Origin of the sequence: Janthinobacterium sp. MP5059B, from assembly GCF_001758645.1 — a bacterium.
Taxonomy (GTDB): domain Bacteria; phylum Pseudomonadota; class Gammaproteobacteria; order Burkholderiales; family Burkholderiaceae_D; genus Janthinobacterium; species Janthinobacterium lividum.
Map to the genome: position 1 here is coordinate 1,163,794 of NZ_LRHX01000016.1, position 22,216 is coordinate 1,186,009.

General features: G+C 63.1%; 21 protein-coding genes. 11 read left to right on the forward strand and 10 right to left on the reverse strand.

Annotation, left to right across the window (positions count from 1 at the left end):
* Positions 1 to 5: 5 nt before the first annotated feature.
* The 4 genes from rsmA to JAB1_RS22340 all read right to left on the reverse strand — a co-directional run bounded on the left by rsmA (position 6) and on the right by JAB1_RS22340 (position 5,360).
* Positions 6 to 785 carry a 16S rRNA (adenine(1518)-N(6)/adenine(1519)-N(6))-dimethyltransferase RsmA gene (gene rsmA, locus JAB1_RS22325; protein ID WP_070281785.1) on the reverse strand — a complete coding sequence of 260 codons (780 nt, stop codon included), beginning with the start codon at positions 783 to 785 and terminating at the stop codon, positions 6 to 8.
* 52 nt (positions 786 to 837) lie between these two features.
* Positions 838 to 1,887, reverse strand: coding sequence for a 4-hydroxythreonine-4-phosphate dehydrogenase PdxA (gene pdxA, locus JAB1_RS22330; protein ID WP_070281786.1), 1,050 nt, complete (start codon positions 1,885 to 1,887; stop codon positions 838 to 840).
* 19 nt (positions 1,888 to 1,906) lie between these two features.
* A complete protein-coding gene (locus tag JAB1_RS22335; RefSeq protein ID WP_230520394.1) occupies positions 1,907 to 3,295 on the reverse strand; it encodes a peptidylprolyl isomerase in 1,389 nt (462 codons plus the stop codon).
* 103 nt (positions 3,296 to 3,398) lie between these two features.
* Complete coding sequence (locus JAB1_RS22340; RefSeq protein ID WP_254672193.1) at positions 3,399 to 5,360, reverse strand: LPS-assembly protein LptD; 1,962 nt, start codon at positions 5,358 to 5,360, stop codon at positions 3,399 to 3,401.
* A 6-nt stretch (positions 5,361 to 5,366) separates the two neighbouring features.
* On the opposite strand from JAB1_RS22340, the gene JAB1_RS30390 reads away from it, so the two are divergent.
* The 6 genes from JAB1_RS30390 (at position 5,367) to JAB1_RS22365 (ending at position 11,145) form a co-directional block, all read left to right on the forward strand.
* On the forward strand, positions 5,367 to 5,699 hold the full coding sequence (locus JAB1_RS30390; RefSeq protein ID WP_230520392.1) for a hypothetical protein: 333 nt from the start codon (positions 5,367 to 5,369) through the stop codon (positions 5,697 to 5,699).
* A gap of 53 nt (positions 5,700 to 5,752) precedes the next feature.
* Positions 5,753 to 6,820, forward strand: coding sequence for a phosphotransferase (locus tag JAB1_RS22345; RefSeq protein ID WP_070281789.1), 1,068 nt, complete (start codon positions 5,753 to 5,755; stop codon positions 6,818 to 6,820).
* 62 nt (positions 6,821 to 6,882) lie between these two features.
* The gene (gene murU, locus JAB1_RS22350; protein WP_070281790.1) at positions 6,883 to 7,602 is read left to right on the forward strand and encodes an N-acetylmuramate alpha-1-phosphate uridylyltransferase MurU; all 720 of its coding nucleotides are present in this window, start codon (positions 6,883 to 6,885) and stop codon (positions 7,600 to 7,602) included.
* Positions 7,602 to 8,924 (forward strand): aminopeptidase P N-terminal domain-containing protein, encoded by a 1,323-nt coding sequence (locus JAB1_RS22355; protein WP_070281895.1) that lies wholly within the window; start codon positions 7,602 to 7,604, stop codon positions 8,922 to 8,924. The genes murU and JAB1_RS22355 overlap by 1 nt, the downstream gene beginning before the upstream one ends.
* A 9-nt stretch (positions 8,925 to 8,933) precedes the next feature.
* Positions 8,934 to 10,076, forward strand: a complete 1,143-nt coding sequence (locus JAB1_RS22360) for a UbiH/UbiF/VisC/COQ6 family ubiquinone biosynthesis hydroxylase (RefSeq protein ID WP_070281791.1) — start codon at positions 8,934 to 8,936, stop codon at positions 10,074 to 10,076.
* A 115-nt stretch (positions 10,077 to 10,191) separates the two neighbouring features.
* The gene (locus JAB1_RS22365; RefSeq protein WP_083299855.1) at positions 10,192 to 11,145 is read left to right on the forward strand and encodes a sensor domain-containing diguanylate cyclase; all 954 of its coding nucleotides are present in this window, start codon (positions 10,192 to 10,194) and stop codon (positions 11,143 to 11,145) included.
* A 45-nt stretch (positions 11,146 to 11,190) separates the two neighbouring features.
* Here JAB1_RS22365 and JAB1_RS22370 read toward each other — a convergent pair whose 3' ends face one another.
* The 3 genes from JAB1_RS22370 to JAB1_RS22380 are packed head-to-tail and all read right to left on the reverse strand — an operon-like array spanning position 11,191 to position 14,105.
* Entirely contained in the window at positions 11,191 to 12,645 is a 1,455-nt protein-coding gene (locus JAB1_RS22370; protein WP_034778839.1) for an NAD(P)(+) transhydrogenase (Re/Si-specific) subunit beta, read from the reverse strand.
* Between the two features lie 8 nt (positions 12,646 to 12,653).
* Positions 12,654 to 12,968, reverse strand: a complete 315-nt coding sequence (locus JAB1_RS22375) for an NAD(P) transhydrogenase subunit alpha (RefSeq protein WP_034778841.1) — start codon at positions 12,966 to 12,968, stop codon at positions 12,654 to 12,656.
* 24 nt (positions 12,969 to 12,992) lie between these two features.
* A complete protein-coding gene (locus JAB1_RS22380; protein ID WP_034778843.1) occupies positions 12,993 to 14,105 on the reverse strand; it encodes a Re/Si-specific NAD(P)(+) transhydrogenase subunit alpha in 1,113 nt (370 codons plus the stop codon).
* A gap of 412 nt (positions 14,106 to 14,517) precedes the next feature.
* Here JAB1_RS22380 and JAB1_RS22385 point away from each other — a divergent pair, with 412 nt between their 5' ends.
* Entirely contained in the window at positions 14,518 to 14,997 is a 480-nt protein-coding gene (locus tag JAB1_RS22385; RefSeq protein ID WP_010401817.1) for an NUDIX hydrolase, read from the forward strand.
* Positions 14,998 to 15,026: 29 nt separating this feature from the next.
* Positions 15,027 to 16,148, forward strand: coding sequence for a tRNA 2-thiouridine(34) synthase MnmA (gene mnmA, locus JAB1_RS22390; protein WP_070281793.1), 1,122 nt, complete (start codon positions 15,027 to 15,029; stop codon positions 16,146 to 16,148).
* On the opposite strand, the gene JAB1_RS22395 is transcribed toward mnmA, so the two are convergent.
* The 3 genes from JAB1_RS22395 to JAB1_RS22405 all read right to left on the reverse strand — a co-directional run bounded on the left by JAB1_RS22395 (position 16,145) and on the right by JAB1_RS22405 (position 18,119).
* Positions 16,145 to 16,552, reverse strand: coding sequence for a response regulator (locus JAB1_RS22395; RefSeq protein WP_034779039.1), 408 nt, complete (start codon positions 16,550 to 16,552; stop codon positions 16,145 to 16,147). The two genes, mnmA and JAB1_RS22395, sit on opposite strands and share 4 nt — an antisense overlap.
* A gap of 50 nt (positions 16,553 to 16,602) precedes the next feature.
* On the reverse strand, positions 16,603 to 17,376 hold the full coding sequence (locus tag JAB1_RS22400) for a 5'-3' exonuclease H3TH domain-containing protein (RefSeq protein ID WP_034778849.1): 774 nt from the start codon (positions 17,374 to 17,376) through the stop codon (positions 16,603 to 16,605).
* A 71-nt stretch (positions 17,377 to 17,447) separates the two neighbouring features.
* On the reverse strand, positions 17,448 to 18,119 hold the full coding sequence (locus JAB1_RS22405; RefSeq protein ID WP_034778852.1) for a glutathione S-transferase: 672 nt from the start codon (positions 18,117 to 18,119) through the stop codon (positions 17,448 to 17,450).
* Positions 18,120 to 18,282: 163 nt separating this feature from the next.
* Here JAB1_RS22405 and JAB1_RS22410 point away from each other — a divergent pair, with 163 nt between their 5' ends.
* From JAB1_RS22410 to JAB1_RS22420, 3 genes are all read left to right on the forward strand, one after another.
* Complete coding sequence (locus JAB1_RS22410) at positions 18,283 to 19,335, forward strand: YjgN family protein (protein ID WP_034778854.1); 1,053 nt, start codon at positions 18,283 to 18,285, stop codon at positions 19,333 to 19,335.
* Position 19,336: 1 nt separating this feature from the next.
* Positions 19,337 to 20,350 (forward strand): M48 family metallopeptidase, encoded by a 1,014-nt coding sequence (locus tag JAB1_RS22415; RefSeq protein ID WP_070281794.1) that lies wholly within the window; start codon positions 19,337 to 19,339, stop codon positions 20,348 to 20,350.
* Positions 20,351 to 20,451: 101 nt separating this feature from the next.
* Entirely contained in the window at positions 20,452 to 22,062 is a 1,611-nt protein-coding gene (locus tag JAB1_RS22420; RefSeq protein WP_070281795.1) for an FMN-binding glutamate synthase family protein, read from the forward strand.
* Positions 22,063 to 22,216: the final 154 nt, after the last annotated feature.

The following is a 22,216-nucleotide window of genomic DNA, read 5'->3' on the forward strand; positions in this document are numbered from 1 at the left end:
GGGGCTTAGGCCGGCGCCTTCAGCAAATTCGCCAAAGCCACATATTGCTCCAGGCCCACGGTTTCCGGACGCAGGGTCGGATCGATGCCGGCCGCCTTGACCTGCTCTTCCGTAAACATCCCGGCCAGGCAGTTGCGGATCACCTTGCGGCGCTGCGAGAACGCCTTCATGACGACCGCTTCCAGGGTGGCCTGGTCGCACGCCAGACGCTCGGCCACGGGGATCATGCGCACGATGGCCGATTCCACTTTCGGCGGCGGATCGAAGGCCGTCGGCGGCACGATGAACAGCAGCGACATGTCATAGCGCCATTGCAGCATCACGGACAGGCGGCCATATGCCTTGCTGCCCGGCTCGGCCACCATGCGCTCGACGACTTCCTTTTGCAGCATGAAATGCTGGTCCTGTACCAGCGGTGCGAAGTCCGCCAGGTGGAACAGCAGCGGGCTCGAAATGTTGTACGGCAAGTTACCCACGATGCGCAGCTTCTGGCCGGCCGGCACGGGGATTTGCGCGAAATCGAATTTCAGCGCGTCGCCCGAGTGGATCGTCAGCTTGGCCGGATTGAACGTCTTTTCCAGGCGCACGATCAGGTCGCGGTCCAGTTCCACCACGTGCATCTGCTTCAAATGGCGCAGCAGCTGCTCCGTCATGGCGCCCAGGCCGGGGCCGATCTCGACCATGGCATCGTCCGGCTGCGGCCCGATGGCGGCCGTGATGTCGTCGAGGACGAAGCGGTCATGCAGGAAGTTCTGGCCAAAGCGTTTGCGGGCAACGTGTTTCATATTCTGTTTTTCTATTCTAGGGGCGGTGTAGCGAGGTAAAACCGGTGGGCGATCAGGCGCGGCTGCTGGCGCGCAGCATGTCGAGCGCCGTTTGCAGGGCTTGCTCCATGCTGTGGCAATCGGCCAGCCCCAGCCCTTGCGCGGCCAGGTCCAGCGCCGTGCCGTGGTCGACCGAGGCGCGGATCAACGGCAAGCCCAGGGTGATATTGATGCCGCGCCCGAAGGTCGCGTATTTCAGCACGGGCAAGCCCTGGTCGTGGTACATGGCCAGCACGCAATCGGCATCGGCCAGGTATTTGTGCTGGAACAAGGTGTCGGCCGGATACGGCCCGCGCGCATCGATGCCGCGCGCTTGCGCCGCGGCAATCGCAGGGGCGATGACATCGATTTCCTCGCGTCCCAGATACCCGCCCTCGCCCGCGTGCGGGTTCAGGCCGGTGACCAGGATGCGCGGCGCGGCGATGCCGAATTTCTGTTGCAAGTCCGCCTGGATGATATCCAGGGTGACGGCCAGGCTGTCCATGGTGATGGCAGCGGACACGTCCTTCAATGGCAGATGCGTGGTGGCCAGCGCCACGCGCAGGGTCGGTTCGCCATGGCCAGGTTCGCCGGCCAGCATCATCACCACTTGCGGCGTGCCGGTTTTTTCTGCCAGGTATTCCGTATGGCCGGAAAAGGCCACGCCGGCATCGTTGATCGTGCTTTTTTGCAAGGGCGCCGTGACCATGGCGCCAAACCAGCCGGCCTGGACACCTTCCACGGCCGCGTCCAGGGTCGCGAGCACGGAACGCCCGTTTTCCTTGTCGAGTACGCCAGGAATGACATTGTTAACAGTGGGAATATCGATCACGGCCAGGCGGCCAGACCCGAACTGGGGCAGGCCGCTGTTGCGCACGGCTTGCAGCGACAGCGCCGCCAGGCGGATGTCCGGATCGATCAGGCTGGCCGTCAGCGCCAGGAAGGCGGCGTCGCCCAGCAGGATGCAGTTGACTTCATTGCGCATGGCCCAGGCCGCGCGTATGGAGATTTCCGGGCCGACACCAGCCGGCTCGCCACAGGTAATGGCGATGGCAGGCCGGCGTGCAAGGGGCAAGTTACTCATGCGCAATGAATCAGCCGCATTACTGGTCGTCCGCGCGGAATTCGACGTAGGCACGGTCGCGCACTTCGCGCGCCCAGTTTTCCGTCGCTTCTTCCAGCTTGCGTTCGCGCAAGGCATTGCGCGCAGCGGCGCGCTGCTTCTCTTTCGAGACGTCATCACTCTTGCGTTCCAGCACTTCGATCAGGTGGAAGCCAAAGCTCGATTCGATCGGCTCGCTCACTTCGCCCGGTTTCAGCGCATTCATCGCCGTTTCGAATTCCGGTACGGTATCGCCTGGATACAGCCAGCCCAGGTCGCCGCCCTTGGCGGCCGAACCGTCGTTCGAGAACAAGCGGGCCAGGTCTTCGAACTTGGCGGCCTTGTTATCGAGACGCTCTTTCAATTCCGACAATTTGCGCTTGGCTTCGGCCGCCGACAAGGTCGGCGTTATTTTCAGCAAGATATGGCGGGCATGCGTCTGCTGCACGGCGGCGACGGCTTGTGCCTCGGCAGCACTGCGGCGGTCCACCAGCTTGAGGATGTGGAAGCCCGTATTGCTCTTGATGATAGGCGTGATCTGGCCCGGCTTCAATTTCAGCAACTGTTCCGTGAACAGGGGCGGCACGCGGTCGCTATGGCGCCAGCCGATATCGCCGCCGCTCAGCGCATCGCTGGCGTCGGAATAGGTGGCAGCCATCTTGGCGAAATCGGCGCCCGTGCGCAGCTGGCGGCTGACTTCTTCGGCGCGCGCGCGGCGTGCGGCGATCTGTTCGGGGCTGGAATTTTCCGGAATGCGCACGAGAATCTGCGCCAGGTTCAGTTCCACCTGTTCGCTGGCGGCCGCTTTTTCCGCTTCCAGGAAGTTATCCACTTCGGAATCGGAAATCTGGATCTTGGCGTCGACTTCATGCTCGCGCAGGCGCTGCATGATGATTTCATCGCGGATTTCTTCGCGGAAGGTCGCAAACGGCGTGCCTTCTTTTTCCATCTGGTTGCGCAGCTCTTGCACCGTCATTTTTTGCTGTTCAGCAATACGGCCAATCGCGCGGTCCAGGGTCAGGTCATCCACGCGCACGCCCATTTCCTTGGCCAGCTGCATTTGTGCGCGTTCAACAATCATGCGCTCGAGCAATTGACGACGCAGGTCGGCAGGATCGGGCAAGGGCACGTTCTGCGCCTTCATGCGCTGCTCCACGCTCTTGATACGGGCCGCCACTTCATTGCGCGTAATCACCTCGTCATTGACGACGACGGCAATGGAATCGATGGTCTGGCCACTGCTCGAGGCCGGTGGCGTAAACCCCTTGACCGGCGCCGCGGCAGCGGGCTTGGCGGCAGGCGCTGGCGCAGCCTGTTGCGCCCAGACACTACTGGTCGTGGCGCCGGAAATGGCGCACAACAAGACCGTTGCAATTTTGAGTTGGTGCATACTGGCATTACGCATAATGTGTAGAGCGCTCATGAGTTCAGGTGAATAAAAAAACCGGTTTGTGCCGGCGCCGGGAACACCGGCGGCGGCAACGGTGCCTATCTTAACGGAGTGGCTGGCTCAGTGTCTGGTAACCGGGGATGGTTTTTGTAAAAGTTTCCAGGCCATTCGCGCCCAGACCCAGGCCATTCGACAAGCCCGTCAATTCCAGCTGGAAGAAGATCGGCGTCGAGACAGTCTTGTTCGTCGTCACGAAACGCTGCGCGCCCATGCGGAACACCCAGCAGTCGCCCTTGTATTCCAGGCCGACCAGGCTTTCCAGCATGCTGCGATCCTTCACGGAGTAACTGATGCGGCCTACGCCATACAGGCGGTCCGTCAACGGCCATTGGGTCGACACTTCAACATTGCGCCAACCAGCATCTCCACGCTGGAAACGATTGCCAAAATTCAATACCTTCTTGGCACCGGGCTGATATTGCAAGGCGTAGTTGTAGCTGACCAGCTGGCGGTCGCTGGGATTGTACTGCACCAGGCTGTCGGCGGTCCAAGTCTCGGACACGCGGCCCGTTGCTGCCAGCAGGATATCCGAACGCGACTGGTTGACGGGTGTGCTCGAATCGAGTTGCACGCGCTGGTCGGCAAAATAGAAACGCTGGCCGAAAGTCAGGCGCATGCGTTCCGTTCCATCGGACTGCAGGAAACGCGATACCAGGGCGGCCGTGACCTGGTTGGCATCGCCGATGCGGTCGCTGCCGACAAAACGGTTTTCCGTGAAGATCTGCGTCAGGTTGAACGTGCCAGCGGCCGTATCGAACGTCGGAAACTTCGACTGGTCGCGGTACGGCGTGTAGACGTAGAACAGGCGCGGCTCCAGGGTTTGCGTGCCGCCCTTGGCGCCAAACAGATTCGTGTCGCGTTCAAACACCAGGCCGCTGTCGACCGAGAAGGTTGGCACGGCGCGCGTAAACGACGTATCCGCAAACTTCGCCTTGGTCCTGGCGTCGTTATCGAGCTGATACGCGCTGGCATTGAGCATCAGCTTGGGCGTGACGAAGTAGCCAGGGCGCACGATGGGGAAACTTACCTGCGGCACGGCCACGAGGCGCGACCCCTGCACCAGGGTCGGGTGGGCGAAGCGCGTCGCTTCCGCGTCGAAGGTCCAGTCGAAGCCGCCCCAGACGTCGTATTTGCCAGCGTGGAAATTCACCGCCGGCAAGCGGTCATACGGGCGCGTAACGGTCAGGCTGGGATTGTTGACCGCATCGGGATCCTGCAGCACCTGGTAATTCTGCACGCGCGCCGTCAGGCTCCAGTCCTCGGTGCGGTAATCGGTGCGCAATTCGCGCAGCAACTGGCGCTCGGTAGCGGTGGCGACGGTTTTCGAAAAATCGTTCGGGTAATTATTGTCGGACGCCTCGCGCAGATCCCAGCTGTAACTCCAGCCCTTGGCCAGCGCCTGCTCATGCTTGGACTTGATCATGTAGCGGTTGGTCTTGGTCTGCTTGTCGTTAGGCAAGAACTCAAACGACGTTTCGCCCTGGTACAGGCCTGCATCCGTCTCGCCCATGTAGCGGCCCGCCGCACCGAGCTGGATGCCGCGCCGCTGTATGTAGCGCGGGAACAGGGTCAGGTCGCGGTTCGGCGCGATGTTCACGTAATACGGCATCAGCAGCTCGAAACCGTTCTTCGAGGCAAAGCCCGGCGTGGGCGCCAGCCAGCCCGAGCGGCGCGCACCCGACAGCGAAAACGAAATGCCAGGCGTGCCCAGGATCGGCACGTCCTTGAAATAGATGATGGTCTTGCTGCCGGTGCCCACGTCGCGGCCCGTATCGAGGTTCAAGGTGCTCGATTTCAGGTACCAGTCCGGATTCGGCCCTTCGCAGGTACTGTAAGTACCGTCGATAACAGTGGCTTCGTCGGGGTTGATGAAGTCGACGCGCTCGGCCTTGCCCTGGCCGCCGCCCACTTCGAAGCGGTACGTCGGGTTGAGCAGGAAACCCTTGCCGGTCTCCATGTTCAGCTTCAAGACGTCGCCCGTGTAGTAATCGCCGAAACGCCACATCTTGATATGGCCCTCGGCGTCGAACTGATCTTCAACTTGTTTGTAACAAGCTGTATCTGCCGTCATTTTTGTGGTTTTTCCGCGTTCAATCACGACATTTTTATCGAGATTGATCTCCCTTTCGGGGCGTCCGTTCATGCTGTTCGCCGTCATGACGGTGGGCGCGTCGGGATCTTCCACATGAACCGGGCGCGGCGCTTTCTGGGCGTGGACAGGCACCGTCGTGGCGGCGACGAGCGCGCTGATGGCGAAAGCCCAGCGCTGCGAAGGGGGGGAGGCCGAAAACCAGCTCATGAATTGGAAGGGGCAAGCACCATGACAGGCGATTTTTTGATTTGAATCCCTTATTATATGGGAATCTGCACCATCAACCCGATTCCACAGGCCGCTTAATGTCATTCTCCCCCAATTCCTCCACCGCGCCGGCCTTCGCCGACGCTCGCCTGACCCTGTTGAAAGCCTGGTTGACCTCGCTTAACCTCGTCGCGCCCGAATCCGCCCGTCCCGCTTCCAGCGATGCCAGCTTCCGCCGCTACTACCGTCTCGATGTGCTGCCAGGCAATGCAACATTGCCAGGAAGCACACTGATTGCCATGGATGCGCCGCCCGAGCGTGAAAACGTGCCCGCCTTTGTCAAGGTGGCCGGCTTGCTGAAAGGCGCCGGCGTGTCCGTGCCCGAGATCATCGCGCAAGACCTGGAGAATGGCTTCCTGCTGCTCTCCGACCTGGGCACGACCACCTATCTCGACGCCCTGAACCACGATAACGCCAGCGTGCTGTACGCAGAAGCGCTCGAGTCGCTGATGAAAATCCAGCTGGCCAGCCAGCCCGATGTCTTGCCCGAATTCGACCGCGCCTTCATCCTGCGCGAAATGAATCTGTTCCCGGAATGGTTTATCGGCAAACACCTGGGCGCCACCTTGACGGATGTGCAACAGACCCAGCTGGACAAGGTTTTCGAAGCGATCACGGCGAATATCTTGTCGCAGCAGCAAGTGTTCATGCACCGCGACTACCATTCGCGCAATTTGATGCACATCAACGATGGTTCCATCCCCAATCCCGGCATCCTCGACTTCCAGGATGCCGTCTTCGGCCCTGTCACCTACGACATCGCCTCGCTGCTGCGCGACGCGTATATCCAGTGGGATGAAGAACTGGTGCTCGACTGGGTGATCCGCTACTGGCAGCGCGCCAAGCAGCTGGGCTTGCCAGTCAATCCCGATATCGACGCCTTCTACCGCGATTTCGAATTCACGGCCCTGCAGCGCCACCTGAAAATCCTCGGCCTGTTCGCGCGCCTGAATTACCGCGACGGCAAGGATCTGTACATGGGCGACCTGCCAACCGTGCTCGACTACGTGCGCAAGACAGCCAACCGCTATACGGAACTCAAGCCGCTGGTGCGTTTGTTGGACGCCCTCGAAAACAAGACGCCGCAGGTCGGCTATACGTTTTAGGCACTTTCCCGCTGCGCGGCATACCCGCGCAGCCGACTTACCGATACTGAAAACGAATCCCCATGAAAGCCATGATCTTTGCCGCAGGCCGCGGTGAACGGATGCGTCCGCTTACCGATACCTGTCCCAAACCGCTGCTGAAAGTACGCGGCCGTCCGCTGATCGTCTGGCATGTGCTGAACCTGGTGCGCGCCGGCATCACGGACATCGTCATCAACCATTCTCACCTGGGCCACCTGATCGAGGAAACCCTGGGCGACGGCAGCGCGTATGGCGCGCGCATCGCGTATTCGCCCGAGACCACGCCGCTGGAAACGGCGGGCGGCATCGCCCAGGCGCGCCACTTGCTGGGCGAGGAGCCATTTCTCGCCATTTCAGGCGACATCTATTGCCCCTACTTTGATTTCAAGCAAGTACTCGACGTGCTGGCAGACAAGGATGTGCTGGGCACGCCGTATCCGGCCGACCAGCGCGACATCGCCTGGACTTACCTGGTGCCCAATCCCGAATTCCACCCACAGGGCGACTTCGGCTTGACCTTGTTCGCGATCAACAATACGGACGACACCAAGTGGACCTTCGCCAATATCGGCGTGTACCGCCCTGAGATGTTCGACGGCATCGCGCCCGGCAGCCACGCCAAACTGGGCGATTTGCTGCGCCGGTACGCGGACCAGGGCCGCGTGGGCGGCGAAGTCTATCCGGGCGAGTGGACGAATGTGGGCACGCCGGCGCAGCTCGACGTGCTCAATGGCGTTGCAGCGAAGGCGCCGGCGGCATGATGGCCAACTACGCGGCCCGGCGCGCGGCGCTGCTGGCGCAGATGCTGCCGGGCAGCGTGGCCATCCTCGCCACGGCGCCCGAAGTGCCGCGCAACAGCGATTGCGACTATCCGTATCGCCACGACAGCTATTTCTATTACCTGAGCGGCTTTACGGAACCCGATAGCGCCGTGGCCCTGGTGGCCGCCAGCGCCACGGCGCCGGCGCGCGCCATCCTGTTTTGCCGGGCAAAAAACACCGAACGCGAAATCTGGGACGGTTTCCGCCACGGCCCCGAGGCGGCGCGCGCCAGCTTCGGTTTTGACAGCGCCTTCCCCATCGAGGAACTCGACGTGGAAATGACGCGCCTGCTGGCCGACGTCCCCGCCATTTACTACGCGCTGGGCGGCAGCCTCGATGCGCAAGTCAAGGTCTGGCGGCACAACGTGCGGCAAAAGGCCCGCAGCGGCGTCACGGCGCCCGCCATCGCGCATGACATCAATGGCATGCTCGACGCCATGCGCCTGCTGAAAGACCCGGAAGAACAAGGCCTGATGCGCCGCGCGGCCGCCATTTCCAGCGCGGCCCACGTGCGCGCCATGCGCGCCACGCAGCCCGGCATGCACGAATACGCGCTGGAAGCGGAGCTGCTGTACGAATTTCGCCGCAGCGGCGCGCAGTTCCCCGCGTATTCCTCCATCGTGGCGGGCGGCGGCAACGCCTGCATCCTGCATTACAGCGCCAACAACGCCGTGCTGCAGGACGGCCAGCTGGTACTGATCGACGCCGGCTGCGAACTCGATGGCTATGCCTCCGACATCACGCGCACCTGGCCCGTCAACGGCCGTTTCAGCGGCCCGCAGCGGGCGCTGTATGAACTGGTGCTGGCGGCGCAACAGGCGTCGCTGGACATGGTGCGCCCCGGCTTGCCGCACAGCGCCATCCACGAGGCGGCCGTGCAAGTGCTGGCGCAGGGCATGCTGGACCTGGGTTTGCTGGACCGGCAGAAAAACGGCAGCGCGCAGGACGTCATCGCCGACAAGGCGTATATGCCCTTCTACATGCACGGCACCAGCCACTGGCTGGGCATGGACGTGCACGACGTGGGCGCCTACCGCGACACGGGTGCTCCGGGCAAGCCGTGGCGCGCTTTGGCACCGGGCATGGTGCTGACGGTGGAACCGGGCATCTATGTGCGCCCCGGTGCGGGCGTGCCGGAACAGTTCTGGCACACCGGCATCCGCATCGAAGACGATGTGCTGGTCACGCCGCAAGGCCATGAAGTCTTCAGCACGGCGCCCAAGAGCGTCGCTGAAATCGAACAACTGATGTCACAGGATTAACGCCGCCGCATGCATACACCGTCCACTTTCGATCTCGCCATCTGCGGCGCCGGCCCCGTCGGCATGGCGCTGGCCGCCCTGCTGGTGCAGCGCGGCAGCCGCGCCGCCGGCATCGCCCTGCTCGACGCCAAATCCATCGAGCAAGCCAGGCGCGACCCGCGCACCATCGCCCTGTCGCACGGCAGCCGCCAGATTCTCGAGGAAGCGGGCGCCTGGCCCGTGGAGGCGACACCGATCCACCAGATTCACGTCTCGCGCCGCGGCCAGTTCGGGCGCAGCCTGATGGACAGCAGCGAGCATGGCGTCGAGGCGCTCGGCTATGTGGCCCGTTACGGCGCCGTCGTCAGCGCGCTGGCCGACGTATGCGAACGCCTGGGCGTGGCCAGCCTGCGCCCGGCGCTGGTGACGGGCAGTGCCGAGGATGCCGATGGCGTGGCCGTGCAGATCGAACAGGACGGCGCGGCGTCGAGCTTGCGCGCCAGCCTGCTGGTGCAAGCCGAAGGTGGCCTGTTCGGCCAGCAGCAGGAACGCGCCGTCAGCCGCGATTATGGCCAAAGCGCCATCATTGCCCATGTGCGCACAAGTGCCCCCATCGCGCACCGCGCGTATGAGCGCTTCACCGACGAAGGCCCGCTGGCCCTGCTGCCGCAGGACGACGGCTACGCGCTGGTATGGTGCGTGCCGCCCACGCGCGCCGAACAATTGCTGGCGCTGGACGACGCTGCCTTCCTGGCCCGCCTGGGCGCCGCCTTCGGCAGCCGCCTGGGACGCTTTACCCACACGACGTCGCGCCTGGCCTATCCGCTGGGCCTGAACGCGCAGGGAGGCGGCACGGCGCGCACGGTCGCCATCGGCAATGCGGCGCAAACCCTGCACCCGGTGGCGGGACAAGGCCTGAACCTGGGCTTGCGCGACGCCGCCGTGCTGGCCCGCGTGCTGGGGCAGGACAGCAGCCCGGCCGGACTGGAACGCTACGCCAGCCTGCGCCAGGCCGACCGGGGGCTGACCGTGCGCGTCACCGACACCATGGCGCGCATCTTCACGGGCAGCGCGCCCACGCAAGGCTTGCTGGGCCTGTCGCTGGGCTTGCTGGACGCCTTCAGCCCGGCGCGCAAGAGCCTGGCCGAGCTGATGATGTACGGCCGCCGCTGAGTCTTGACAATAAGGAAAGAGCACGGGCGAAAAAGAAACAGGCGGGCGATCCGGCATGGAGTAAACGGCCCGCGGATGCGACAATGGCTGTCACCTGGCTTTTGGCGACCGTTCCATGACAGATGCTTTGCCCGCAGCACCGCCTGCCGCTCTTCCCGAAGTCCTCTTTTCCCGCCTGCTGGAAGACGCCCTCGACGCCGTCATCATCATCGACGAGCAGTGCCGCATCCGCTATATCAATGGCGCCATGCAGGCACTGTCGGGCTATGCCAGCGGTGAATTGCTGGGCCAGACCCTGAACGGCCTGCTGCCCGACGCCGTCGGCGCGCAGCACGACAACCACGTGATCAACTACATCCGCAGCTCGCGCACTTCCAGCGTGCTGGGCAAGATACGCGAATTCGCCATCCGCCACCGCGACACGCAAATGATCCCCATCGAAATGAAGGCGCTGGACCTGGGCGTGGTCGACGGCATGCGCTATTTCGGCGCCTTTTTGCTCGACGTGCGCGAACGGCGCGAACTGGCGGCGAAAAACGCCAGCCTGCTGGCGCAGCTGGAACAGCAGGCGCTGCACGATGCGCTGACGTCGCTGCCCAACCGGCGCGCCTATGAAGCGCAGGCCGAACAGGCGATGGCGCGCGCGGCGCGCAGCGGCGCCGCCCTGAGCGTCGGCGTGGCCGACCTCGACCACTTCAAGAAGATCAACGACCGCTATGGCCATGCCGTGGGCGACGCCGTGCTGCGCACGGTGGCGCAGGCGCTGCGCGACACGGGGCGCATCACCGACGTGGCGGCGCGCCTCGGTGGCGAGGAGTTCGGCCTGCTCTTCCCCGACGCCAGCCTGCAGCAGGCACACCAAGTGGCCGAGCGCATCCGCGCCGCCGTGGCGGCGGCGGTCACCGTGCTGCCCGACGGCGGCGAGCTGCATGTCACCATCAGCATCGGCGTGGCGCCGCTGGTGCAGGGCGCCAGCCTGGACGCGGCCATATCGGATGCCGACAAGGCCCTGTATGTCGCCAAGCACCAAGGACGCAACCAGGTCGTCGCGGCAGCGGCCAGCCAATAAAAACGGCCCGCGCAAGGCGGGCCGTACGGTCGCCGCAAGCGGCGTTTATTCGATGGCTTTCAACATATCCTCGATCACCTTTTTCGCATCGCCAAACACCATCATCGTGTTCGGCTGATAGAACAGGTCGTTGTCCAGGCCCGCATAGCCGGACGCCATCGAGCGCTTGTTGACGATGATGCTCTTGGCTTTATACGCTTCCAGGATCGGCATGCCGGCGATCGGCGATTTCGGATCTTTCGCCGCCGGGTTGACCACGTCATTCGCACCCAGCACCAGCACCACGTCCGTCTGGCCGAATTCGCCATTGATGTCTTCCATCTCGAAGACCTGGTCGTAGGGCACTTCCGCCTCGGCCAGCAGCACGTTCATGTGGCCCGGCATGCGCCCCGCCACCGGGTGGATCGCATACTTGACGGTGATGCCCTTGTGCGTGAGCTTCTCCACCAGTTCTTTCAGCGAGTGCTGCGCGCGCGCCACGGCCAGGCCGTAGCCGGGCACGATGATGACGGTTTCCGCATTGCCCATGATGAAGGCGGCATCGTCGGCCGAACCCGATTTCACGGGACGCTGTTCCTGCGCGCCCGCCACGCCAGCGGCTGGCGCATCGCCGCCGAAGCCGCCCAGGATGACATTGAAGAACGAGCGGTTCATGGCCTTGCACATGATGTACGACAGGATCGCGCCCGAGGATCCCACGAGCGAACCGGCGATGATCAGCATCGAGTTATTCAGCGAAAAACCGATGCCGGCCGCGGCCCAGCCCGAGTAGCTGTTGAGCATCGACACCACCACCGGCATGTCGGCGCCGCCGATGGGGATGATGATCAGCACGCCCAGCGCAAAGGCGATGACGGCCATGACGATGAACGGCGTCCAGGCCGGCTCCACCCCGTCGGCGAAGCAGAACACCAGGCCCAGCCCGATCATCACCAGCGCCAGCGCCAGATTGAGCATGTGCTGGCCCTTGAAGCTGACGGGCGCGCCCTGGAACAGGCGGAACTTGTATTTGCCCGACAGCTTGCCGAAGGCGATCACCGAACCGGAGAACGTGATGGCGCCGACAAAGGTGCCGATGAACAGCTCGAAGCGGTTCCCGATGGGCAGCGCCTGTCCATGCTCGGCGATATTGAAGGCCCATGGTTCGGACACGGCCGCCACGGCGATGCACACGGCCGCCAGGCCGATCAGCGAATGCATGGCCGCCACCAGTTCCGGCATCTTCGTCATTTCCACGGTTTTCGCCAGGTAGGCGCCGATGGCGCCGCCCGTGACGATGCCGATGATGACGAGGGTCAGGCCCATGCCGCCCGCTTGCTGTTCCTTCAGTTTCAGGATCAGCGCCACGGTGGTGACGGCGGCAATGGCCATGCCGCTCATGCCGAAGGCATTGCCGCGGCGCGCCGTCGAGGGCGAGGACAGTCCTTTCAGGGCCTGGATGAAGCACACCGAGGCGATCAGGTACATCATCGTCACCAGGTTCATGGTGACGAAGCTCATGGCATGACTCATTCTTTTGCTCCTTGCTTGGCTTTCGGTTCTTTTTTACGGAACATCTCGAGCATGCGCTGCGTGACGAGGAAGCCGCCAAACACGTTGACGGCGGCCAGCGCCACAGCCAGGGTGCCGGCCGCCTGCGCCAGCGGGCCTTGCGTCAGGCCGGCCGCCAGCATGGCGCCGACGATGATGATGGCGGAAATGGCATTGGTGACGGCCATCAGCGGCGTATGCAATGCCGGCGTGACGGTCCAGACGACGTGGTAGCCGACATAAATGGCCAGCACGAAGATGATCAGGTTAATGATGGTGTGACTGATTTCCATGATGTTGTTCTCTCCGGCGCCGCGTTATTTACGTAAGATTTCACTGCCTGCACACACCAGGCTGGCCTTGATGATTTCATCCTCGCGGTCGATCAGCAATTGGTCGTCCTTGTCGATGATGAGCTTTAAGAAGTCCAGCACGTTGCGCGCATACAGGGCCGAGGCATCGGCCGCCACCAGGGTCGCCAGGTTCGGTTCGCCCACGATGTAGACGCCGTGTTTCAGCACGGTCTTGCCCAGTTCGGACAGGGGGCAGTTGCCGCCCTGCTCCACGGCCAGGTCGACGATGACGGAGCCCGGTTTCATGGCCTTTACCGTTTCTTCGGAAATGAGCACGGGCGCGGCGCGGCCGGGGATCAGCGCCGTGGTGATGATGATGTCGGCCAGTTTCGCCCGTTCGTGCACCAGTTCGGCCTGGCGGCGCATCCAGTCGGCCGGCATGGCCCGCGCATAGCCGCCCGAACCCTTGGCGATCTCTTTTTCTTCATCGGTGAGGAAAGGCACGTCGAGGAACTTGGCGCCCAGCGACTCCACTTGTTCCTTGACGGGCGGGCGCACGTCGGACGCCTCGATGACGGCGCCCAGGCGCTTGGCCGTGGCGATCGCCTGCAAACCTGCCACGCCCACGCCCATGATCAGCACGCGGGCCGCCTTGACGGTGCCGGCCGCCGTCATCAGCATCGGCATGAAGCGCTGATAGGTATTCGCGGCCACCAGCACGGCCTTGTAGCCGGCGATGTTCGCCTGCGACGACAGCACGTCCATCGACTGCGCGCGCGTGATGCGCGGCACGGCTTCCAGCGCGAAGGCGGACAGGCCGGCCGTGGCCATGGCGGCGATATTGTCCGCGTCAAACGGGTTCAACATGCCGATCAGCACCGTGCCGCTGGCCATCAGGGCCCGTTCCGCGGCATCGGGCGCGCGCACCTTGAGCACGATGGCGCAGCCATAGGCTTCCTGGGCGGTGCCGATCTGCGCGCCGGCGGCGGCATACGCGTCGTCGGGAATCGAGGCTTGCAGGCCCGCTCCGGACTGCACGACGATCTGATGTTTGGCTGCCAGCTTCTTGACTGTCTCGGGCGTTGCTGCCACCCGTGTTTCACCAGGCCGTGTTTCGGCCGGTATGCCTATCCTCATGATGCCTCCGCTAATTGATAAACTGACTAGAATCTAACACGGAAAGCAGCGCGTTAAACGTTTGTGAACCAGCAACTTTTAGTCGTACGACACTAATTTGACCAGCATCCCACGATTCGTTTCACCATGCGGCGCGGCGACCATATTGTGGGAAAGGTGTGTCAATCTCACCACAGTCGAGCACGTGTGCGCGCTTGTTTTGACCACAGGGAAAGCCTATATTAGCGGGCGTTTCCTGCCATCTTGCCGCCAATGCCCCCATGCTAGTGCGCTCCCCGGGAAAGACGTAAGTACCTCCCACCGCTATTTGCTAAAACGTTGTCATTTATCAATATGTCCGCGCAACAGAAGGCCGGCTTCAAACCGCGCGCGCAGAACAAGATAAAATGTCGGCTCTTTCAAGGATGGAATCATGCCGAGAATCTGGAAACCCTCTGTCACCGTTGCCGCCATCGTCGAGCGCGACGGCCTGTTTTTACTGATTGAAGAAGAGACCAGCGAAGGCATCAAGCTCAACCAGCCGGCCGGTCATCTCGATCCGTTCGAGTCGCTGGAGCAGGCGGTGATCCGCGAAACGCTGGAAGAAGCGGCCTACGATTTCATCCCCACGGCACTGGTCGGCATGTACATGTCGCGCTATCAGTCACTGCGCACGGGCGAGGACGTGACCTATCTGCGCTTCACCTTTTGCGGCACGGCCGGCGCCGAGCATGACCGCCCGCTGGACGAAGGCATCATCCGCACCCTGTGGATGACGCGCGACGAGCTGGCGGCGTGCCAGGAACGCCACCGCAGCCCGCTGGTGCTGCAGTGCGTAGACGAATACCTGGCCGGCCGGCGCGCTCCGCTGGCCCTGCTGCACACGCATGCGTCCGTTTTCAATAGCGCATAGCAATATTATTAAAGTAACTGGAAAGCAAGATGAGCAAGAAGAAAGTCGTTATCGGCATGTCGGGCGGGGTCGATTCCTCGGTCGCGGCATGGATGCTGAAGGAACAAGGCTATGAAGTCATCGGCCTGTTCATGAAAAACTGGGAAGATGACGACGATTCGGAATACTGCTCCACGCGCCAGGACTGGATCGACGCGGCCAGCGTGGCCGACGTCATCGGCGTCGATATCGAAGCCGTCAATTTCGCCTCCGAATACAAGGACCGCGTGTTCGCCGATTTCCTGCGCGAATACCAGGCCGGCCGCACGCCCAACCCGGACGTGCTGTGCAACGCCGAAATCAAGTTCAAGGCATTCCTCGACCATGCCATGACCCTGGGCGCCGACCTGATCGCCACCGGCCACTACGCGCGCGTGCGCCAGGCGCCCACCGATGCGGGCCGCTACGAGCTGCTGAAAGCCGTCGACGCCAGCAAGGACCAAAGCTACTTCCTGCACCGTTTGAACCAGGCGCAGTTGTCGAAGACCTTGTTCCCTCTCGGTGAAATCCCGAAGACGCAAGTGCGCCAGATCGCCGAGAAACTGGCCCTGCCGAACGCGCAGAAGAAGGATTCAACGGGCATCTGTTTTATTGGCGAACGCCCGTTCCGCGAATTTTTGAACCGCTACCTGTCCTACAAGCCGGGCCCGATGAAGACAGCCGATGGCAAGACCGTGGGCGAACACGTGGGACTGAGTTTTTATACCCTGGGCCAGCGCAAGGGCATCGGCATCGGCGGCGTGAAGTCGTACCAGAACGCGGACGGCAGCAGCGACGCCTGGTATGTGGCGCGCAAGGATATCGCCAACAACACCCTGTGGGTGGTGCAGGGCCATGACCACCCGTGGCTGCTGTCGCCATCCCTGACGGCCGACCAGGCCAGCTGGGTTGCCGGTGTGGCGCCGCAAGCGGGCGCATTGAGCGCCAAGACGCGCTACCGCCAGGCCGACGTGGCTTGCCAGCTTCTGCCGGATGGGAATGAACACTTCAGCCTGGCGTTTGACCAGGCGCAATGGGCCGTCACGCCCGGCCAGTCGGCTGTGCTGTATGACGGCGACGTGTGCCTCGGTGGCGGCATCATCGCCAGCGCCACGGGCCTGAGCGGCGTCTAGGAATTGCCTTGCGCGGCGGCGGCGAGTGCCTGCTGCTTGCGCACCATGGCAATCACCGTGTTGCGCACGGTTTTCAGGACCGTGTCGGCCATGAACGGTTTCACGATGAAGCCCGACACGCCCATGGCGTGGGCCGCCTGCAGCGAAGCGGCATCGATGCCGCCCGAGACCATGAAAATGAGCGTCTTCGGATACTGGGCGCGGATGGTTTGCACCACATTGCTGCCGTCTTCCACCTGCTCGCGCGCGATGCACACGAAATGCGGGTGGTGCTTGACCAGCAGCGCCAGCCCCAGCGCGCTGGTATGCGTCTGCCCGCAGACATCGTAGCCGCCATCGGTCAGGACCGTGTTCAGCAGGCCGCGCGCCACGGCGCTGCTATCGATCAGGACTGTCTTTAACATCATGATTACTTCCCTTGCTTGATTTGTTCCGTGTTCTGGCCAAAAGCGCTCTATTTTTCCCACACGAGCTTGTTCCAGGTCACGCCTAACGTGACATCCGTTTTCAGCGCCACTAACTTTCTTGAAAGATACAGTATTTCCCGCTCTTTTCGCAGGCTTTCGCCCAGCGCGCCCGGCAAAATGCCCGCGCCGGCCATCACGGCATCGATATTGCCGTAGGCGCGCAACAGTTTCGCGCCCGTCTTCAGGCCGATCTTCGACACGCCGGGGATGCTGTCGGTGACGTCGCCCATCAGCGCCAGCAGGTCGGGCAGCAGTTCCGGCGGCACGCCGAACTTTTTCTCGACCCAGGCGTGGTCGTGCCAGACACCCTTGAAGTGATCCCATACCAGCGCGCCGTGGGCGATCAGGCCATGCAAATCCTTGTCGGTGGTGGCGATGACGGCCGCGCCGCGCCCCTCGTGCAGCCAGCGCATGACGGCCGTGCCGATCACGTCGTCGGCTTCGACCTCGGGGATGCTGACCACGTGCATGCCGAAGCTGGCCAGCGTGGCGTAAAAGCCGGGCAAGGCGTCGCGCAGCACCTGCGGCATGGGCTGGCGCCCTTCGCGGTAGCCGGCATACAGGGCATGGCGCCAGGTCGGGCCGCCGAAGTCGAAGGCCGGCAGGATATGCGTCGGCTCGTGGTCGTTGATGAGGGTGCGGAACGACGACAGCGCATGGCGCAGCGCGATCTCCGCCTTCAGGTCGGAGTCGGGTTCAGGACTGGCTTCGTAGACGCGGCGTACGATATTCAAGCCGTCGATAGCGAGGAGTCTGGCCATGCGGTAAGTGGATACTGGTTGAATCGGGCATTTTACCGTATGGTTCCCCGCACATCGGGCTTGAATGCCGCTTATTTGGCGAAATCGTAGGGTCCGCCACGCTCCAGGGCACGCTGGTAGGCCGGGCGCGCATGGATGCGCTGCAGGAAGGCCGTCAGCTTCGGCAGGCGCTCGTCGAGTCCGCCGCGCATGGCCGCCGCTTCCAGCGGAAAGCTCATCTGGATGTCGGCCGCCGTGAATTCATTGCCGGCAAACCATTTGGTTTTCTCCAGCTCCGCTTCCATGTAGGCCAGCTGGCTGTTGATATTGGGCAGGATGAAGCTGCTCTTGACCCTGCCGGCGATGCCGCGCGCGATGGGTTTGACGAAAAACGGCATCGGCGACGATTCGACCTTGTCGAACACCAGCTTCATCAGCAGCGGCGGCATGGCCGAGCCTTCCGCGAAATGCAGCCAGTAGGTCCAGCGCAGCTTGTCCGGCGTGCCGGCCGCCGGGATCAAGCGGCCATTGCCATAGCGCTCTACCAGGTAGTCGATGATGGCGCCCGATTCGGCGATGGTGTTGGCGCCGTCCGTGATCACGGGCGACTTGCCCAGCGGATGCACGGCCTTCAGCGAGGCGGGCGCCAGCATGGTCTTCGGGTCGCGCTGGTAGCGCTTGACCTCATAGTCGAGGCCCAGTTCCTCGAGCAGCCAGAGCACGCGCTGCGAGCGCGAGTTGTTCAGATGGTGGACGACGATCATGGTTTTCCCGTTACGCGATGGTTGAGTTCCAGTATAGCCGGGACGGCCGGATCGGGTCGGCACAAGCGGATCGGCGAAAAAATTGCGAAAAACAGTATTTTCAATTGATAACTTTTCAATATTCCCTTATCTTGTTTTGTTTCCAATAAGTAAGGAAACCCCTGTGGATTTCGACGCAAACAACACTCCTCCCCGACAAGAAGCCATCACCTTCAGCGCCACCGGCAGCGAATACTTCCGTATCTGGATCGTCAACCTGCTGCTGAGCATCGTCACCCTGGGCATTTATTCCGCCTGGGCCAAGGTGCGCCGCAACCGCTATTTCTATTCCAGCACCCACCTGGCGGGCAGCAGCTTCGAATACCACGGCAATGCCGTGGCCATCCTGAAAGGCCGCATCGCCGCTGTGGTGCTGATCGCCGGCTACAACATCGCCTTCCAGGTCTCGCCCGTCGTCGGCTTGCTGATGTTCGTGCTGCTGGCCGCCATCCTGCCCTGGCTGGTCTGGAAAAGCCTGCAATTCAAGCTGTACAACACCAGCTACCGCGGCATCCGCTTCGGCTTTGGCGGCAGCGCCAGGGAAGCCTACAAGTACTTCCTGTGGCTGCCCATCCTGAATACCTTCACGGGCGGCCTGATGACGCCTTTCCTGCACCAGCGCCTGAAGCGCTTCCAGCACACGCAAAGCCGTTTCGGCGCCACCCATTTCAGCTTTGACGCCACGGTCGGCAGCTTCTACAAAACCTACCTGCTGTTCTTCGCGCTGCTGCTGGGCGGCTTGCTGGTGCTGATTTTCGTCGTCTTCGGCAGCGTGTTCGCCTCGTTTGCGGCCAATGCGAATGACAAGACCAAGGTTGGCAGCCTGCTGTTTGCCATCGGCGCCTTGTACCTGTGGGCGTTCACCGTGCTGCCGCTGTTCCTGACCATGATCCAGAACCTGATCTGGAACCACACGCGCTTGCAGCAGCACCAGTTCCAGTCGCAGCTGACATGGGGCCGTACCACCTTCGTCATGCTGAGCAACCTGCTGGGCATCGTCGTCACCCTGGGCCTGTTTACGCCATTCGCCCATGTGCGCTGGCTGAAATACCGCCTGGAAGCGACCTCCATGCTGGTGCATGGCAGCCTGGACGAGTTTGTCGCCGCCACGGGCCAGCAAGTGTCGGCCACGGGCGAAGGCATGGTCGACCTGCTGGACTTCGACCTGTCGCTGTAGCATGACGCTCGATCACGACGCGCCGGGCGCGGCCCCCGTGCCCGCGCGCTATTTCGACGGCCAGACCTCGCGCCTGTACCACGTCACGCTCAGCGTGCGCGATGGCATGGCCGTGCTGGCCGGCGACATCGAGCGCAGCTGCCCGCTGGACGAGCTGCACGTATCCGAACGCAGCAGCCATGCCGTGCGCAAGGTCAGTTTTGCCGATGGCGCCTACCTGGAAATCGCCGACCAGGCGGCCTTCAACAGCCTGCTGCACGACACGGGCCACCGCGACGGCTGGGTGGTGCGGCTGCAGCAAAGCTGGCGCGGCGCCCTGCTGGCCACCGTGGCGACCATCGTGGCCCTGTGGCTCAGCTATCAATACCTGCTGCCGCTGGCGGCCAAGGGCATCGCGTATGCCCTGCCGCAGTCGGTCGAACGGCAGTTGGGCCAGGGCGTGCTCGACATGCTGGACCGCCATGTATTCGCGCCCAGCCAGCTCGATGGCGCGCGCCAGCAAGCCTTGCGCGCCCAGTTCGCGCGCCTGGCCACGCCCGGCGACAGCACGCCCGCGCACCGCATCGTGTTTCGCAAGAGCAAGATCGGCCCGAACGCGTTTGCCCTGCCGTCCGGCGACATCGTGCTGACGGACGAAATGATCGCACTGCTGCCGGACGACCGGGCCATCATGGGCGTGCTGGCGCACGAGCTGGGGCACCTGCAGCAGCGCCACCTGACGCGGCGCATCATCCAGACCTCGGCCGTGGGCGCCGGCGCGGCGCTGCTGTTCGGCGACGTCTCGACGGTGGTGGCCACCCTGCCGCCGCTGCTGCTGGACTTGAAGTATTCGCGCGATGTCGAACGCGACGCGGACGACTACGCGATCGCCATGCTGCGCCAGAACGGCATCCCGCTGGAACACCTGGCGCAAGTATTTGTCGCCCTGGGCAAGCTGGACCACGGCACGCCGTACCTGTCGAGCCATCCGGCCAGCGCCGAACGGGTCGAGCGCATCCGCGCCGCACAGCGCTAAGCCAGCGCGGCGCCTCCGGGCGCCGCGTTCTTTCCAGCCAGCACGTTCCGTGAATCGAAGGTAGACTCATCAGTTATCAGTCTGACTTCCCCGGAGTGCCCATGCACCTAGTACCATTTCGCTACCTGACCTTCATTGCGACGGCAGCCATCTTTGTCCTGTCCCTGTTTTACTACGATCATTACTGGCTGCCCGTGCTGGCCGGTGCGCTGACCCTGGTCGGCATCAGCGACCTGCTGCAAACGAAGCGCGCCCTGCGCCGCAACTACCCCATCCTCGCCCATTTCCGCTTCTTTTTTGAGAGCATCCGCCCCGAAATCCGCCAGTATTTCCTGGAAAGCGACAGCGAAGCGACACCGTTCTCGCGCAGCCAGCGCAGCATCGTCTACCAGCGCGCCAAGGAGCAGACGGACAAGCGCCCGTTCGGCACCCAGCTCGACGTGTATGAAGCGGGCTATGAATGGATCAACCATTCCATCGCCCCCGCCAAGGTGACGGGCCACGATTTCCGCATCGAGATCGGCAACCATCCCGACTGCCCGCGCGAAAAGCCGTATTCGGCCAGCGTCTTCAATATCTCGGCGATGAGCTTTGGCGCCCTGTCGGCCAATGCCATCCTGGCCCTGAACGGCGGCGCGCGCAGCGGCGGCTTCATGCACGACACGGGCGAAGGCAGCATCAGTCCTTATCACCGCGAAAACGGCGGCGACCTGGTATGGGAAATCGGCTCCGGCTACTTCGGCTGCCGCAACCAGGACGGCACGTTTTCGGAAGAGCGCTTCATCGCCAACGCCAGCTCGGAGCAGGTGAAAATGATCGAGCTGAAAATGTCGCAGGGCGCCAAGCCGGGCCACGGCGGCGTGCTGCCCGGGCCGAAAGTGACCATCGAGATCGCCACCACGCGCGGCGTGATGGTGGGCGAGGATTGCGTCTCGCCGGCCGCGCACAGCGCCTTTTCCACGCCGCTGGAAATGCTGCACTTCATCGACCGCCTGCGCACGCTCTCCGGCGGCAAGCCGACGGGCTTCAAGCTGGCCATCGGCCACCCGTGGGAATTTTTCGCCATCGTCAAAGCCATGCTGGAAACAGGCATCACGCCCGACTTCATCGTCGTCGATGGCAGCGAAGGGGGCACGGGCGCGGCGCCCCTGGAATTCACGGACCACGTGGGCACGCCGCTGCAGGAAGCGCTGGTGCTCGTGCATAACACCCTGGTGGGCGCCAACCTGCGCGAGCGGATCAAGATCGGCTGCTCGGGCAAGATCATCACGGCCTTCGACATCGCCCGCCTGCTGGCGCTGGGTGCCGACTGGTGCAATTCGGCGCGCGGCTTCATGTTCGCACTGGGCTGCATCCAGTCGCAAAGCTGCCACACGGACCGCTGTCCCACGGGCGTGGCCACGCAAGACCCGCAGCGCCAGCGCGCGCTGGTGGTGTCCGACAAGATCGCCCGCGTGGCGCACTTCCACCAGAACACCATGAAGGCGCTGGCTGAACTGATCGCCGCCGCAGGCCTCGCGCATCCGCAGGAACTGCGTCCGCACCACCTGGTGCGCCGCATTTCGCCGAACCAGGTGAAACTGGCGTCGGCCCTGCTGCCCTTCCTGGAAGCGGGCCAGCTGCTCGACCCGAGCCAGCTGCCGCAACTGCCGCCCGTATTCGGCCTGTACTGGCCCATGGCGCAATCGGCATCGTTCCAGCGCCTGGATTGAAGCCGGCATTGCGCAAGTGGAGCAATACCACTTAATAACCACTTGCGCAAAAACCCAAATCCAATACAATACCAAAACAAGTACAAAACCAAGGCAGCTTGTCCGGTGACCGCCACGATGCGCCACCACGGTGCCAGAATACGTATGCCGTCGT